14 protein-coding genes are annotated in these 14391 nt (G+C 66.7%); 6 read left to right on the top strand and 8 right to left on the bottom strand.

Annotation, left to right across the window (positions count from 1 at the left end):
• The first annotated feature begins 57 nt into the window (after window positions 1–57).
• Together CXR02_RS10560 and CXR02_RS10555 are read left to right on the top strand one after the other, a co-directional pair.
• A complete protein-coding gene (locus tag CXR02_RS10560) occupies window positions 58–729 on the top strand; it encodes a TrkA family potassium uptake protein (RefSeq protein WP_104061966.1) in 672 nt (223 codons plus the stop codon).
• Window positions 729–1478, top strand: a complete 750-nt coding sequence (locus tag CXR02_RS10555; RefSeq protein ID WP_104061965.1) for a TrkA family potassium uptake protein — start codon at window positions 729–731, stop codon at window positions 1476–1478. Before CXR02_RS10560 ends, CXR02_RS10555 begins: the two co-directional genes overlap by 1 nt.
• On the opposite strand, the gene CXR02_RS10550 is transcribed toward CXR02_RS10555, so the two are convergent.
• The 4 genes from CXR02_RS10550 to dut form a co-directional block, all read right to left on the bottom strand.
• On the bottom strand, window positions 1445–2197 hold the full coding sequence (locus CXR02_RS10550; RefSeq protein ID WP_104061964.1) for a DUF3159 domain-containing protein: 753 nt from the start codon (window positions 2195–2197) through the stop codon (window positions 1445–1447). The two genes, CXR02_RS10555 and CXR02_RS10550, sit on opposite strands and share 34 nt — an antisense overlap.
• Window positions 2194–2472 (bottom strand): hypothetical protein, encoded by a 279-nt coding sequence (locus tag CXR02_RS10545; RefSeq protein WP_308470677.1) that lies wholly within the window; start codon window positions 2470–2472, stop codon window positions 2194–2196. The genes CXR02_RS10550 and CXR02_RS10545 overlap by 4 nt, the downstream gene beginning before the upstream one ends.
• A gap of 76 nt (window positions 2473–2548) precedes the next feature.
• Window positions 2549–3286: a DUF3710 domain-containing protein gene (locus tag CXR02_RS10540; RefSeq protein WP_104061962.1), complete on the bottom strand. Its 738-nt coding sequence runs from the start codon at window positions 3284–3286 to the stop codon at window positions 2549–2551.
• A gap of 105 nt (window positions 3287–3391) precedes the next feature.
• Window positions 3392–3934, bottom strand: coding sequence for a dUTP diphosphatase (dut, locus tag CXR02_RS10535; protein WP_104062078.1), 543 nt, complete (start codon window positions 3932–3934; stop codon window positions 3392–3394).
• A 115-nt stretch (window positions 3935–4049) separates the two neighbouring features.
• Between dut and CXR02_RS10530 the strand changes: the two genes are divergently transcribed.
• Entirely contained in the window at window positions 4050–4538 is a 489-nt protein-coding gene (locus tag CXR02_RS10530; protein WP_104061961.1) for a DUF3093 domain-containing protein, read from the top strand.
• Window positions 4539–4551: 13 nt separating this feature from the next.
• On the opposite strand, the gene CXR02_RS10525 is transcribed toward CXR02_RS10530, so the two are convergent.
• Entirely contained in the window at window positions 4552–4851 is a 300-nt protein-coding gene (locus tag CXR02_RS10525) for a DUF4193 domain-containing protein (RefSeq protein WP_056345352.1), read from the bottom strand.
• Between the two features lie 280 nt (window positions 4852–5131).
• Between CXR02_RS10525 and sepH the strand changes: the two genes are divergently transcribed.
• Window positions 5132–6514, top strand: a complete 1383-nt coding sequence (gene sepH / locus CXR02_RS10520; RefSeq protein ID WP_104061960.1) for a septation protein SepH — start codon at window positions 5132–5134, stop codon at window positions 6512–6514.
• A 4-nt stretch (window positions 6515–6518) separates the two neighbouring features.
• Here the strand turns inward: sepH and CXR02_RS10515 are convergent, their stop codons facing one another.
• The 3 genes from CXR02_RS10515 to CXR02_RS10505 all read right to left on the bottom strand — a co-directional run bounded on the left by CXR02_RS10515 (window position 6519) and on the right by CXR02_RS10505 (window position 11238).
• Window positions 6519–7685, bottom strand: coding sequence for an alkaline phosphatase family protein (locus CXR02_RS10515; protein WP_258060914.1), 1167 nt, complete (start codon window positions 7683–7685; stop codon window positions 6519–6521).
• Window positions 7686–7764: 79 nt separating this feature from the next.
• A complete protein-coding gene (locus CXR02_RS10510) occupies window positions 7765–8511 on the bottom strand; it encodes a DUF5998 family protein (RefSeq protein ID WP_104061958.1) in 747 nt (248 codons plus the stop codon).
• A gap of 42 nt (window positions 8512–8553) precedes the next feature.
• Window positions 8554–11238: a bifunctional GNAT family N-acetyltransferase/acetate--CoA ligase family protein gene (locus tag CXR02_RS10505; protein WP_104061957.1), complete on the bottom strand. Its 2685-nt coding sequence runs from the start codon at window positions 11236–11238 to the stop codon at window positions 8554–8556.
• 111 nt (window positions 11239–11349) lie between these two features.
• Here CXR02_RS10505 and CXR02_RS10500 point away from each other — a divergent pair, with 111 nt between their 5' ends.
• Window positions 11350–13860: a DNA topoisomerase (ATP-hydrolyzing) subunit A gene (locus tag CXR02_RS10500; protein WP_104061956.1), complete on the top strand. Its 2511-nt coding sequence runs from the start codon at window positions 11350–11352 to the stop codon at window positions 13858–13860.
• Between the two features lie 9 nt (window positions 13861–13869).
• Window positions 13870–14388: a DinB family protein gene (locus tag CXR02_RS10495; RefSeq protein ID WP_104061955.1), complete on the top strand. Its 519-nt coding sequence runs from the start codon at window positions 13870–13872 to the stop codon at window positions 14386–14388.
• The last annotated feature ends 3 nt before the right edge of the window (window positions 14389–14391 follow it).

The following is a 14391-nucleotide window of genomic DNA, read 5'->3' as shown; positions in this document are numbered from 1 at the left end:
CGCTGCCGGTAGAGTTCTAGCAGCAGCAACAGGCTTACGGAAGTTGAGGGAGATACGGTGGCGCATTTCGTGATCATGGGATGTGGCCGGGTAGGGGCCACTCTGGCGCACACGCTGGAGGACGCCGGTCATTCCGTCGCCATCATCGACCAGGACGACCGCGCATTCCGCCGGCTTCGGCAGGGCTTCACGGGCCGGAAAGTCACCGGTGTGGGCTTCGACCGGGACACGCTCCAGCAGGCCGGCGTGGCAGAGGCGTACGCCTTCGCGGCCGTTTCCAGCGGTGACAACTCCAACATCCTGGCCACCCGCGTGGCGCGCGAGACCTTCCACGTCCCCCACGTTGTGGCCAGGATCTACGATCCCGGCCGGGCAGAAATCTATCAACGGCTCGGCATCCCCACAGTGGCCGCCGTCCGGTGGAGCGCAGACCAGGTCTTGCGCCGCATCCTGCCCGAACAGCATCTCGCCGGTGATTTCCGCGAGCCTTCCGGCCGGCTGGTCCTCGCCGAGGTGGACCTCGACGCCGGCTGGATCGGCCACCGGATCAGCGAGGTCGAGAAAGCTGCCGACATCCGGGTGGCATACCTCACCAGGTTCGGCGAGGGCATTCTTCCGGAAACCGGGACTTCGTACCAGGACGGCGACACAGTCCACGCCATGCTGCCGGTGGACCGCAGTTCCCAGGTCGCCCAGATTCTGGCCAAAGCACCCGCCAAGGAGTTGTAGTGAAAGTTGTTATTGTCGGCGCCGGCAGCGTCGGGTCATCGATCGCCAGGGAACTCCTGGCCCACAAGCACGAAATCCTGCTGATCGACCTCAAGCCTGAGGTCATCGGACGCAGCGGGCTGCGCGGCGCGCACTGGCTCGTGGGGGACGCCTGCGAGCTCAGCACCCTGCAGGGAGCGAAGGTGGAGGACGCCGACGTCGTTGTTTCAGCCACGGGCGACGACAAGGTGAACCTGGTGGTCTCACTCCTGGCAAAGACCGAATTCGGCGTGGGCCGCACCGTGGGCCGGGTCAACAACCCCAAGAATGACTGGATGTTCAACGACTCCTGGGGCGTGGACGTTGCCGTCAACACCCCCCAGCTGATGACCGCGCTTGTGGAGGAAGCGGTGGAGATCGGTGACCTGGTCCGGCTCCTGACGCTGCAGACCGGCGTCGCTTCGCTGGTGGAGTTCACGGTGCCGCACGATTCGCACGTCATTGGCCTGACGGTGGGCGACATCCATTGGCCCGAGGACGCCACGCTGGTGGCAATCCTCCGGGACCACGCGCCCATCACTCCCAGCCGGGATGACGTCATCGATGGCGGGGACGAGTTGTTCTTCGTCACCACTATCGCGGCCGAGGATCAGTTGCGTGCGCTGCTGTCGCCCGAATCAGCGGAGGAGCCGGGGGAGGCCTCCCATGAGCCCGACGGCCTGCCGCCTGCCGAAACTCAGGCGCCGGAGGACGACGGCTTCGGCGGCTGATCCGACGTCGGGGCGTCGGCGTCCGCTGGTACCGGCCGGGTGACAAGCCACGCGATCCAGACGCCGAGGATATAGAGCGGCGCCCCCATGATGAGGCGGGTCGTGGCAAGGGCGGCGAGTCCGTCCTCGCCCATCAGGTAGAGGGGAACCTGAACGATCAGCCGAAGTACCAGGACAGCCACGATGATCCACGTGCCCAGGCGGTAAGCCTTAAGCCGTGCGGGATCCTTGCGCCAGTCCAGCCCTTCGTTGCGGATGATCCCGAACAGCAGGCCGGCCACCGGCCACTTGATCGCGATGGAGATCACCATGGCGAGGATGTAGGCGGTGTTCGTGAAGAAGCCCGGCAGGTAGAAGTCCTCGGCCTTGCCCGTGGTGTTGGCGAGCCAGGCCGAGATTCCCACCCCCACCACGCCGGCGAGGGCCTGGGTCAGCGGGCGCCGCTGGACGAGGCGGACCACCGTAAACACCGCGGCGGAGGCCAGCGCGGCCACCAACGACGGCGTCAGGTCCCGCGTGATGGTAAACGCGATCAGGAAGACCAGGCCGGGCACAATGCTTTCGGCGATGCCCTGGATTCCTCCGGCGCTCTTGAGGACATCGATCCGGCCGTCATGGGTGCGGTGCAGGCCGGCTTTGGCTGCATAGCCCTCAGCAAGTCCCGTCACCGCGGACGGCTCGGGCTGTTTGGACGGCTCGGGCTGCTGGGGCGAGGTCATTCGTTCTCCTGGCGGGAAAGTATTTCATAGCGCGGGTTGAACATGGTGGGCAGGCCTTGGCTTTGGGACAGCATGCCCTCAAGGCGGAGTACGGTCCCGGCCTCGATGCCCGGCACCCGGCGCCGCCCCAGCCAGACCACACGCAGGCGGCCACTCGTTCCCTGTGCCGGTTTGGCGCCCGTTTCGCGAATGTCGGGGTCCGAGACAATGGCGGTGAATGCCGCGTTCCGGTCCGCGGGCATGTAGGTGACCGATTCGATGTGCCCCTGACACACTACCCTCCCCCGTTCCGGCAGCCGGCTGACCGGCATCCCCGCGTCCGGGGAGGATTCCGGGGGACCTTGGCGGGAATCACCCAATCTGAGTGGTTTCCGGACCGCGTTCGGGGCCCTTGAACTCGGGGGCATTGAATTCGGGGGCACCAGGCGGCGGGGTGACGCTGGCATCCTTGGGCAGCCGCAGCTGAAGCAGGTCCCGGGGCGGCATGGGGCTGTCGCCCCGGATGACCACAATCTTGCGGAAAAGGGACTCAAGCGGTGCCGCAGCCTCGCGCTCCATCGCTGCCGCGCCGCCCAGGACGCCGCGCAGGAACCAACGCGGCCCGTCGATGCCTATGAAGCGCGCCACCCGGTAGCCCTGGCTGCCGTCCTGTGCACCGGCGGGCAGTTTGGCGATCAGTTCGGTTCCGAAGCCACCCTGGACTTCTTCAACCTGCCCGCCCTGGCTTCCCACGGACTGACCGATCTGTTCGCGGATCTCGTCCCACAGCCCCTCGGTCTTGGGAGCAGCAAACGCCTGCAGCTGAAGGCTGGAGCCGTTCAGGTCCATGGTCACAGCGACCACGCGCTGGGTGGCTTCCTCAACTTCGAGCCGGAGCTGGAGCCCCTCGCTCGGGGAAATCAGCAGCGCACCGAGGTCAACATATCCCTCGCGGCTGGAGACCTCGGAAACATCAAAGGGGCCCGAAACCCGACGCCCGGGGTCCGCCGAGGCCGTGTCAGCGGAATCCGTTGATTCCGCTGAGGCCTGGGATTCGTCCGGGTCGGCCGGCTGTTCCTTCTTTGATTTCCTGCCGAGCCCAAAAACCATGGGGATTGTCTCCTTAGTTGTGAAAGTGACTCGCCGGGCCCGGTGGGTACCGTCGGAAGTCTTGCTGCCGCGGGCAACCAACTCTCGTTGCCGCCGTCGGCTGTGTCAGGCGTTTGGCGAGGTGAAGCCGCCGGTGGATCCGAATCCGCCGGCTCCCCGCACCGATTCGCTCAATTCGTTGACGGGGACAAACTGCGCATATTCCACCCGCTGGATCACCATCTGTGCAATTCTATCGCCGCGCCGCAGCTCTATGGCGTTCCTGGAATCGGTGTTGAGGAGGGTCACGGAAATTTCCCCGCGATAACCGGCATCCACAGTGCCGGGCGCATTGACGATAGTCAGCCCATGCTTCGTGGCCAGGCCGGAGCGAGGGTGGACCAGGGCTACAAACCCGTCCGGCAGCGCGATGGAAACACCGGTAGCCACCAGCTTCCGCTCCCCCGGTGCCAGGACCACATCTTCCCGGGTCCGCAGGTCAGCTCCCGCGTCGCCGGGGTGGGCATAGGAAGGTGCCTCCAGTCCGGCGTCGAGCATCTTCAGCTGCACCTGCAGCGTCGGGGCCCCGTAGGCTGCGGCTGCATCCTGTGCAGAGCCGGCCAGCTCATCGTCAGGAACGGTTTCAACAGTGGCAAGTTCGTCAGTCACAGTCACTCACTCTAACGCCCAGCCGCCGTTCCGTCCTAGATTCAACGGGACGCCGCAGGCCACGACCGGATGAACCCAAGATGAAATAGCCAGCCAAAGGTGGAAAGCTGGTGGCATGCCCGAATCCAGCTCCACCGCGCCCGTCCCTGATGCCCCCTCTGCCGGCACCCCGGCAGTTTTCCGGGAGAGGCTGTGGCCGAACGTCTGGATCTGGATCATCGCGGCGGGGATCTCCGGTGCCGGGATCCTCGTTTTCGCCCCGATCAGCATGGTTGCGGGCTATACGGCGGCCAGCCTCCTGTTCACGATCATTGCTGTCCTGCTCGTGCTGTCCACTCCGACGATCCTGGTCACCAGTGACGCCTTGACGGTAGGACGCGCCACCATTGAGCGCCGCTTCGTCGGCGACGCGGCAGCGTTCCACGGCAAAGACGCCACGGCCCAACGCGGGACCCGGCTCAACGGCCTCGCCTACCTGTGCATCCGTGGCTGGATCGACCCGGTGGTGCGGATCGAAATCACGGACCCGTCTGACCGGACCCCCTATTGGCTGACGTCGTCCAGGCGGCCCGAGGAACTCACTGCCGCGCTTTCGCGGAAATAGGGGAAATAGCCGTTCAGCCCTCGCACTCCTTGCAATAGAAGTGGCCGTCCTTTTCCCGCGCAATCTGCGAACGGTGCCGGACCAGGAAGCACGAGGAACACGTAAACTCGTCCGCTTGTGGAGGCACCACCAGAACCAGCAGCTCCTCGCCGGACAGGTCCGCCCCGGGAAGCTCGTAGCCTGCGGCGAGGTCGCTTTCGTCCACATCAACCGCGGCCGTCGGGTTATCTGATCGCCGGGTTTTCAGATCCTCCAGCGAATCCTCGGTGAGGTCTTCTTCGGATTTTCGCGGCGCATCGTAGTCGGTGGCCATCGCGGCTTAACTCCGTTCCTTCCGGTCAGCGGGTGACACCCTTGATAACGCCGGACACCCCGGGTTTGTGCCCGGCGTGGGCCCATCCTTCCGCATGCACGCGGCAAAATCCAGACTTCCGCGCCGGTGCTGTCCGCTGGCACTGCGCAAACCCCCGCTACTGACCGCACTGGCGTCCGAAAGTGCCGGAATATCGCGGCGCGCCCTTGCTCCTAACCCAAAAGGGTGCCGGTGAGTGGCAGAGTTTCGATTGACAGTAATGCCAGGGTGGAGGATTTGTATGCAGGATCTACGGCTTGTAGGCGTACACGACGACGGGGAGCATCTCCTGTTGAGCGGTGCCGGCGGCGAGATGTTCCAGCTGCCGATCGATGAAGCACTGCGGACGGCCAGCCGGTCTTCGGCGAAGACGGCTTCCGCGGCTGCGCCCATTGCCATGTCCCCGCGGGACATCCAGTCTCGGATCCGCAGCGGTGCCACCGCAGCGGAGGTGGCTGAGCTTTCCGGGCTTCCCCTCGCAAAGGTCGAGCGGTATGAGGGCCCGGTCCTTGCCGAGCGGGAGTATGTAGCGCAACAGGCACGGAAGGTGGAAGTGGCTTCGCCCTCCCCCGGCCATGACACCTACCGCTCCATTTTCGGCGACCACCCGGCTTCCCTCCACGACATGGTCAACCACCGGCTCTCAGCCCACGGGATTGAACCTTCCACCGTGGAGTGGGATTCGTGGCGGCGCCAGGACGGCAATTGGACCGTGGTGGCCCGTTTTGAAGCCAAAAAGGACGGCACCTCCGGCATCGGGGAAGAGCCGCCTGCCCGGTGGACGTTCAGCCCGGTCCGCAAGTCGCTGCAGAACGCCAACCGCTGGGCCCAGCAGCTCAGTGAGCTGGAACCGCTGGACGGCCCCGTTCCGGCCCGCCGCCTCACTGCTGTCTCGGACCGCCCGTTTGACTTTGAAACCGACGCGGAAGCAGCGGCCGCCCGAAATTCGACCGGCCCGCAGGCCGTCCCGCAGGCCAGGGAATCTGACGGTCTCCTGGATATGCTCCGTTCACGCCGCGGCCAGCGTCTGGGTGTCGACGAAGACGCGGACGACGCCCTGGCGCTGTTGCTGACCCACGGCGTGCCCGCTGCCCATCCACGTCCCTCGGAGGTGGTCCCTGAACCGGATTCCAGGGAACAGAAGTACCGGGAGCCCGAAACACGCGAGGCAGCACCTGCCGAGTCCACCGCGCAGGATGACGCCGCACCTGCCGCGGCCGCCGATCCCCTCACCCGCAAGCGTGATGCGCGGCCGTCAATGCTGTCCCGGCTGAGCCTCATCCCGCCGCACCGGGACTCCGAGGACGATGACGTCCTGAAACTGCACGACGGCGTCAGTACCGACACGAGGGAAGTCACCATTGTGGCGTCCCCGCTTCGTCCCGCAGGGCAGGGTGCCCCCGGCGAGACAGCTCCGGGGCGTCCCGCGCCGAACGTGGGCCTGGACGAACTGCTGGGCGGCGGCAGCCCGCGCCGGGCGGCCTACGCGGCCGGCACCGACGACGCAGGATCGGGGCAGCACCACGACCATGACGCGGACCAGCCTGAACGGCAGCCCGCAAAACCGAAGCGGTCCACGGTTCCCAGCTGGGACGAGATTGTCTTCGGGACCAAACGGGACTGACGCCTCAGCGTCGCCGTGGCTTGCCTTCGGCCTTAAAGCACAGCAGCGGTACTTCGCGTTCGGCTTTGGTCAGCGAGCCGTGCTGGCCCACCACCTCCATGGCGGCCGGGCGCCCGCGGCGCGTGTCGTAGAGGGCCAGCGCGTCCCGCGCTGCAATCATGATGTCGCCAATCCGGGGCCCGACGGCCGGGCGCAGTGTCCCGAACAGTCCGGCGGCGATGGCATCCTCCCGGGTAAAGGCCCAGATCCTGTCGCCGAAACGGGCACGCCACGCGCCCAGCAAGCGCTCCCGGCCCGCGGCGTCTGCCGGATCCTCAAGGTAGAGATGTACCATCCGGGGCTCCCCCGCCGTATGCCGCACGCCGTCAACAAGCGACGCGTCCGCGGCGAAGTCGATCCGCTGCTGTTCCGGGACGTCGAGCATCCCGTGGTCCGCAGTGAGCACGACGGTGGTCCCGGCCGGGAGCGACGCGTGCAGCCGTTTGACGGTTGCGTCAAGCTCTTCGAGCTGGTGTTCCCACTGTTCGGACTGGCAACCGTGCCGGTGGCCGGCCTTATCCAGTTCGTTGACGTAAAAGTACATCAGGGACTTCCCGGCTGTGTCCATGGCTTCGGCGGCGGCTTCTGTGCGCGCGTGGGCCGTCACGGCTGAGACGAAATTCCCGCCGCGGAGGGCCGCCTGCGTCATGGGCGAGTTGCCGAACTGCGGCAGGCTGACCGTGGTCACATTAACTGAATCGGCAGCCCGTTCGAGGACGGTAGGAAACGGCTGCCACTCAGCGGGGTCCACCTTGGCATCCCAGTTGCCGAGCATGTTGACGACTTTGTCCTGGTCCGGGTCCAGGACGTCATAGCCCACCATTCCGTGCTGGCCGGGCGGGAGTCCCGTGCCGAAGCTGGCCAGGGCAGCGGCCGTGGTTGAGGGGAACGTGGAGTCCAGCCAGACGGGAACTTCCCCCTGCCCGGACTGCATCACGGAGCGCAGGAAGGGCGTGTGGGCAGACTTCTGTTTGAGCAGGTTCCGGCCCAGGCCGTCGGCCAGGACCACGCAGACGCGCGACGCCGGCGGAAGGCCCAGGGAGTTCGTGAAACCTTCTACCCCGAGGCTGGCCGCCGCGCTGGTGAGGACATCCCCGATGGACCGCCGGCCAAAGGCAGGCGCGGGCGGCATGCTCAGCTGCGGGGCGGCCCCTTGGGAAACCGCGGCGGAAGAGGCTGAGGAGACTGTTGCTTTCCCTTGGTCCGGCATCTCAGCGCTGCTGGTGCCCGCGGCTGAGCCGGTTTCCGAACACACCCGTCCGGGGCCGGGGCTGGAGCGTCTGGCCGGCGTGCGGCACGGGAGCCGTGGAACCGGTGTTCACGGCCCGCAGGGCGCGGGCAAAGAGTTTGGCGTCCTGGACGGCCTGCGGACCGTCGGCTTCGGCGCTGATCCGCAGGACGATGTCCTCCTGGGCAATGGTGCCGCTGTAGCCGTGGTCTGCCTCGCATTGCGGGTCTCCGCAGCTGGCGGGGCCGATGTCCAGCCGCTGGCCGCCGGACCAGGCAATCGCGAGGGTGACTTCCCGGACCGGATCCGAGGGCTTGTAGTCCTGCGGCTGGGAGTACATGTAGCTCAGGACCACGGAGCGGATCTGCGCGACGGGCACGGATTCGGTGGAAATCTGGGCCACGATCTGTTCGCCGGCCTCATCGAGCTGCTGGTCGTCCACGTGGGTGATCACCAGCATGTCTGAGGTCAGGACCAGCACGGTGATGTGGCGGCGGACTTCGGCCCGGTCAAAGTGGGTTTCCAGGTGCACCAGGTGGGCCACGCATTCGCGGCCGTCCAGGGCGTCGTCAACGACGTCGGCCACCAGGCGCGGGTAGAAACCAGCCTTCTGGAGTGCACCGTCCAGGCTCTGCCCCTGGGGCGTGTGGCTGTGTGAGCTGTGGGGGCGGGTTGCCTGGCTGTCACTGCCGGAGGTGGAAGGCGTCGACGGGGAAGGCTGTGAGCTCATCCCCCCATTTTCACAGATCGGCCGGGGACATGCTAACCGCGGTCAGCCCAGCATGGCCCGACGGGCGCTGTCGGTACGCTGGGCTGCGTTGCCGATCCGGATATCAGCGGCCAGGATGGACACGCCCCGGGTTCCGCAGAGGACCGGGTTGAATTCCACCAGGGCTATTTCCGGATGGTTGTCCTTCATCCAGGCCAACCGCCCGGCGACTTCCTCCAGGGCGTCAATGTCCACGGCGGGAAGGCCCTGGTAGCCGAAGAGTTTGCGGACGGCCCGGGGCCCACGGATGAAGTCCTTCACATCGGCCGCGGACAGCGGAGGAACGCGGTGTGCCCAGTCATCCAGAAGGTTGACGGCGTCCCCGGCGAGCCCGAAGGAGACCACCGGTCCAAGCAGCGGATCCTCAATGGCCCGGAACGTGCACGCCTGCCCCACCGGCGCCATGGACTGCACCTCCAGGGCCGACGAACCGTAGGGTGCCAGTGAGCGCCGCATCTGCACGATGTTGCGGCGGAGGGAATCCGGATCCTCGACGTCGAGGCGGACTCCGCCCAGGTCCAGGCGGTGGCGCAGCGCCGGGTCGGTGGTTTTCAGCGCGACCGGCCAGCCCAGCCTGCCGGCGGCAGCAACCGCCTCGTCCTCTGAGTCGAAACCGGCGGACGGGAGCACCGCAATGCCGTAGTGCGCCAGCAGCTCTGCCGCGGACCCCGGATCGAGGGTCTTGAGCTGCTCCCCGTGGACATCGCGCAGAAGCTGGTCCAGCAGGATCCGTGCGCCTTCCGGATCGCAGCCGTCAGGTTGGACAAAGTGGCCGGGGTCCCGTGCCACCCATTCCGCGTAGCGCACCACGGCGGCGAGCGCCGCCACAGCCGCACCGGCGTTCGAGAAGCAGGGAACTGTCCGGCCCTCACCTCCCACCATGCCCTCCACGTAGATCGAGGAATCAAGGATGCCGGTGAAGGCGGCGACTACCGGTTTTCCGGCGGCGGCCGAGCATTCGGCCAGGACCTCGGCGATGTGGTCCACGGTCAGGCCGCGCACCGGCAGCAGCGCGGCCACCACGGCGTGGACGGTGTCAGATGCGAGGGTGTCCTGGAGGCTGCGGCGGAGGGCCGGCAGCGCCAGTGACATGCCGGCGTCGAGATCCACGTCGGTGACGATGCCATCCACAGTCAGGCCGTGGGCCTCGGCGCTGTCCGCCACCACTTTGCCCAGCGCCAGGGAGTTGCTGAAAATGGCCAGTCCGGGCCCCGCCGGGAGCGGCTGGCCGGACACTATCTGGGTGATGTCCATCAGCTGTTCGATTGTCTCGACCCGGATGACGCCGGCCTGGCGCATCATGGCGTCCAGCGCACCGGCAGGCGCCTGGGTGGTCCGGACTGCGTGGCCGGGCGGCAGCCGCAGGCCCATGGTTTCTGATTTGGCCACCACCACGGGCTTGGTGCGGGCGAGCCGCCGGGCGATCCGGGAGAATTTGCGGGGGTTCCCGATCGACTCCAGGTAGAGGCCTACCGCGGCGGTGTCGGCGTCGTCCTCCCAGAACTGCATCATGTCGTTGCCGGAGACGTCCGCGCGGTAGCCCGCCGACAGGAACGTGGAAAGGCCCAGCCGGCGGCGGTGAGACGCCGCGTAGAGGGAAACACCGATCGCCGCCGACTGGCTGAACAGGCCCAGGCCCCCGCGCCGCGGTAGTGAGGGCGCCATGGAGGCGTTCAGTTTCACGTCGGGATGGGTGTTCACGATCCCCAGGGACGCGGGCCCGATCACCCTCATGCCGTTGGCCCGGGCCTTGCGGACCAGGTTGCGCTGGCGGGTGAGGCCGCGTTCGCCGTCGTCCGCGAAGCCCGCGGAGGCAATCACCAGCCCCTTGACCCCGGCCGCGGCGCACTGGTCAACCACGGTGGCCACTTCCTCGTAGGGGACGGCGATCACGGCCAGCCCCACCGGCTCCGGGATCTCGGAAATCCGGCTGAAGGACAGCATTCCGGCGAGCTCCAGTGCCTCCGGGTTGATGGCGTAGACCTGCCCGGAAAAACCGCCTTCAATGATGTGTTCGAGCAGCTGGTACCCCACGGTCCCCCACTTGCGGCTCGCGCCGATGACTGCAATGGACGAAGGCGCCAGCAGGTCCCGGACGCTCCTCGCCTCGGCGCGGTGCTCGCGTGACTCCATCACCGCCCGGGACTTTTCGGTGGGGTCGATGTTGAACTCCAGGCTCACCACTCCGTCGTCGAAATGGCGTTTGACGTCGTAGCCGGCGTCGGCGAACACCATCAGCATTTTGCGGTTTTCGGGCAGCACTTCGGCGCTGAAGCGGCGGATCCCGTTTTCGTGGGCGGCTGCGGCAAGGTGTTCGAGCAGGATTGAGCCGATTCCCCGGCCCTGGTGGGCGTCGGCGATGTTGAACGCGACTTCGGCTTCGAGGGGGTCATCCAGCCTGTCGTAGCGGCCGATCCCCAGGATTTCGCCGCCGAAGGTGATCACCAGGGCAACCCGGTCCTTGTAGTCCACTTCGGTGAAGCGCTTGAGCTCCTTGCTGGACAGCCGGGCCTTGAATGCGAAGAAGCGCATGTAGATTGAGTTCTGCGATTGCCCGGTGTGGAAAGCCTGGACCGCGTCCGCATCGCTGGGGTGGATAGGCCTCAGATGGGCTGTGCCGCCGTCACGGAGCACGACATCGGCTTCCCAATGTTCCGGATATTCGCCGTCCCCGGGCTGATCCACCATAGGCTTAGCCTAACCACAAACTGACGGTGCAGGCCGTGTGCCCGGAGTTATCCTCCACACCTGCGCCCAGACCACAGCACCACCCGTAACCCAGAAGGATCCACCAGCCCTATGGCCCGCCGCCAAAGCCCAGCCCCTGCCGGGGACGCACCCAAGGATTTCGTCGAGAACATCGTGGACATCGATGTTACGTCCGAGATGGAAGGCTCCTTCCTGGAGTATGCGTATTCGGTGATCTACTCCAGGGCCCTGCCTGATGCCCGGGACGGGCTCAAGCCGGTCCAGCGCCGGATCCTGTACATGATGAGTGAGATGGGCCTGCGTCCGGACCGCGGCCACGTCAAGAGCGCCCGGGTGGTGGGAGAGGTCATGGGCAAGCTCCACCCCCACGGCGATACCGCCATCTATGACGCCATGGTGCGGATGGCCCAGGACTTCTCGCTGCGCCTGCCGCTGATTGACGGCCACGGCAACTTCGGCTCCCTCGACGACGGTCCCGCGGCCCCCCGGTACACGGAGGCCCGGCTCGCGGCAGCAGCCCTGACGCTGACCGACCACCTCGACGAAGACGTGGTGGACTTTGTCCCCAACTACGACAATCAGCTGACCCAGCCCGATGTCCTCCCGGCCGCGTTCCCCAACCTGCTGGTCAACGGCGCCACTGGCATCGCCGTCGGGATGGCCACCAACATGGCCCCGCATAACCTGGTGGAGGTCATCTCCGCCGCGCGGCACCTGATCGCCCACCCGGACGCGACCCTCGATGACCTCATGCGCTTTGTACCGGGGCCGGACCTGCCAACAGGCGGCCGGATCGTGGGCCTGGACGGCATCCGGGACGCCTACGCCACCGGACGCGGTTCATTCAAGACCCGGGCGAAGGTGGAGATCGAGCAGCTCTCGGCCCGGCGCACCGGCCTGGTGGTCACCGAGCTTCCCTACATGGTGGGCCCCGAAAAGGTGATCGAGAAGATCAAAGACGCCGTCAATGGCAAGAAACTGACCGGGATCAGTGACATCGTTGACCTGACGGACCGCCAGCATGGCCTGCGCCTGGTCATCGAGCTGAAAAACGGGTTCAATCCGAACGCCGTGCTCCAGCAGCTCTACCGCTACTCGCCGATGGAGGATTCCTTCGGCATCAACAACGTGACGCTGGTGGACGGCCAGCCGCAGACCCTCGGCCTGGTAAAGCTGCTCTCCGTGTACGTGGAGCACCGGATCGATGTGGTGCGCCGGCGGACGTCGTTCCGGCTGGGCAAGAAGAAGGACCGCCTGCACCTGGTGGAGGGCCTCCTGATCGCCATCGTGGACATCGATGAGGTCATCCAGATCATCCGCTCCTCGGATGAGGTGGCGGCGGCCAGGGTCCGGCTGATGTCCATTTACGACCTTTCCGAGATCCAGGCCAACTACATCCTGGAACTGCGGCTGCGGCAGCTGACCAAGTACTCCCGGATCGAGCTTGAAAAGGAGCAGGAGGAGCTGCGCCGCGAGATCGCGGAACTGGAAGCCATCCTCGGCTCCGAGGAACGGTTGCGGGGACTTGTGTCCTCCGAACTCGGCGAAATCGCCGAAAAATACGGCACTCCGCGGCGGACGGTCCTGCTCGAATCCGAGGCCGTCTCCCCCACCGTGGCGGCAGCCCTGGCGGCCGCCCCCAACGGCAAAGGCCAGGCCGCGCCGCTCGCCCTGGAGATCTCGGACGATCCCTGCTGGGCCATCCTGACGGCGTCGGGCCAGATCGCGCGCACGTCCAACCAGGAGCCCCTCGCCGAGTCCGGACCGCGGGCCAAGCACGACGTTTTCCGTTCAGTGGTCAAGACCTCGGCCCGCGGGGAAATAGCGGCGGTCACCTCACAGGGCCGGATGCTGCGGCTTCAGGTCATGGACATGCCGGTGCTGCCGCCGATGTCCGGCCTGCCCAACCTCGCCGGCGGTGTTCCGGCCAAGGACTTCCTCACGCTGCTGAAGGGTGAAGCGCTGGTGGCGTTCGCCCCGCTGGATGAAGTCCTGGCCATCGGCACCGCCCAGGGTGTGGTCAAGCGGGTCCAGCCCGATTACCCCCTGAACCGCGAGGACTGGGAAGTCATTGCGCTCAAGGACAAGGACGAGGTGGTGGGTGTGGCGCCGGCCGGGTCTGAGGAGACCGATCTGGTGTTCCTGACCCGTGAGGCTCAATTGCTCCGTTTCAGCGCCGCCAACGTCCGGGCCCAGGGCCGGACGGCAGGCGGCATGGTGGGTATCAAGCTCGGCGCCGGGGACCAGGTGTTGTTCTTCGGGGCGGTCACCGCCGCCGACGACGACGCCGTGGTGGTCACCATTGCCGGCACGAGCGGCGCCCTGCCGGGCACCGCTCCGGGTGCGGCGAAAGTGACGGCCTTCGCCGAATACCCTGCCAAGGGCCGTGCAACAGCCGGCGTTCGCGCCCACAGGTTCCTCAAGGGCGAAGACACGCTGCTGCTGGCGTGGGCCGGGCACGGCCCCGCGAAGGCCTCATCGCTCGCCGGTATTGCCAGGTCGCTGCCGCAGGAGCACGGCCGGCGCGACGGTTCGGGGATTCCGCTGTCCCAGGCAGTGGACGCGGTGGGTCCGGCCATGGCCTGGAGCGATCCGTCCTAGACTGCTGCCATGCCTATCATTCCTGATGAAAAGGACTGGACCTGGGTCCTCTCCCGGCCGTGCCCCGCGTGCTCCTTCGACGCTGTCACCGCCACACCGGCCACGGTGCCGGGCAGCGTGGAAAACATGCTCCCGCGCTGGCGGGCCGTCCTCCGCCGGCCTGACGTTGCAGAACGCCCGGATGACAGCACGTGGTCGGCGCTGGAATATGCCTGCCACGTCCGCGACGTCTTCACGCTGTTCGACCAGCGGCTGAACCTTATGCTCGACGCCGACGGCGCCCGATTTGAGAACTGGGACCAGGACCAAACAGCAGTCGATAAGGATTACGCCAATGCCGATCCCGCCGTGGTCAGCGCCGAGCTGACGGCCGAGGGCAAGCAGATTGCCGAGTCCTTCGCCGGCGTCCGGGAGTCAGAGTGGGGACGGCGGGGCCTGCGCAGCAACGGTTCCGAATTCACGGTCCTGACGCTGGCCCAGTACTTCCTGCACGACGTCGTCCATCACCTCCACGACGTGGACGGCTGAGGG

Origin of the sequence: Arthrobacter sp. 4R501 (genome assembly GCF_002929755.1) — a bacterium.
Classification (GTDB): domain Bacteria; phylum Actinomycetota; class Actinomycetes; order Actinomycetales; family Micrococcaceae; genus Arthrobacter.
The sequence above is the reverse complement of the archived record's forward strand: the minus strand, read 5'-3'. Positions and strand labels throughout refer to the sequence as shown.

Excerpts from the sequence above, each read along its gene's own strand:
- CXR02_RS10550 (WP_104061964.1), bottom strand. The coding sequence starts at position 2,197 with ATGACCTCGCCCCAGCAGCCCGAGCCGTCCAAACAGCCCGAGCCGTCC.
- CXR02_RS10540 (WP_104061962.1), bottom strand. The coding sequence starts at position 3,286 with ATGGTTTTTGGGCTCGGCAGGAAATCAAAGAAGGAACAGCCGGCCGAC.
- CXR02_RS10530 (WP_104061961.1), top strand. The coding sequence starts at position 4,050 with ATGCCCGAATCCAGCTCCACCGCGCCCGTCCCTGATGCCCCCTCTGCC.
- CXR02_RS10525 (WP_056345352.1), bottom strand. The coding sequence starts at position 4,851 with ATGGCCACCGACTACGATGCGCCGCGAAAATCCGAAGAAGACCTCACC.
- sepH (WP_104061960.1), top strand. The coding sequence starts at position 5,132 with ATGCAGGATCTACGGCTTGTAGGCGTACACGACGACGGGGAGCATCTC.
- CXR02_RS10515 (WP_258060914.1), bottom strand. The coding sequence starts at position 7,685 with ATGCCGCCCGCGCCTGCCTTTGGCCGGCGGTCCATCGGGGATGTCCTC.
- CXR02_RS10510 (WP_104061958.1), bottom strand. The coding sequence starts at position 8,511 with ATGAGCTCACAGCCTTCCCCGTCGACGCCTTCCACCTCCGGCAGTGAC.
- CXR02_RS10505 (WP_104061957.1), bottom strand. The coding sequence starts at position 11,238 with ATGGTGGATCAGCCCGGGGACGGCGAATATCCGGAACATTGGGAAGCC.
- CXR02_RS10500 (WP_104061956.1), top strand. The coding sequence starts at position 11,350 with ATGGCCCGCCGCCAAAGCCCAGCCCCTGCCGGGGACGCACCCAAGGAT.
- CXR02_RS10495 (WP_104061955.1), top strand. The coding sequence starts at position 13,870 with ATGCCTATCATTCCTGATGAAAAGGACTGGACCTGGGTCCTCTCCCGG.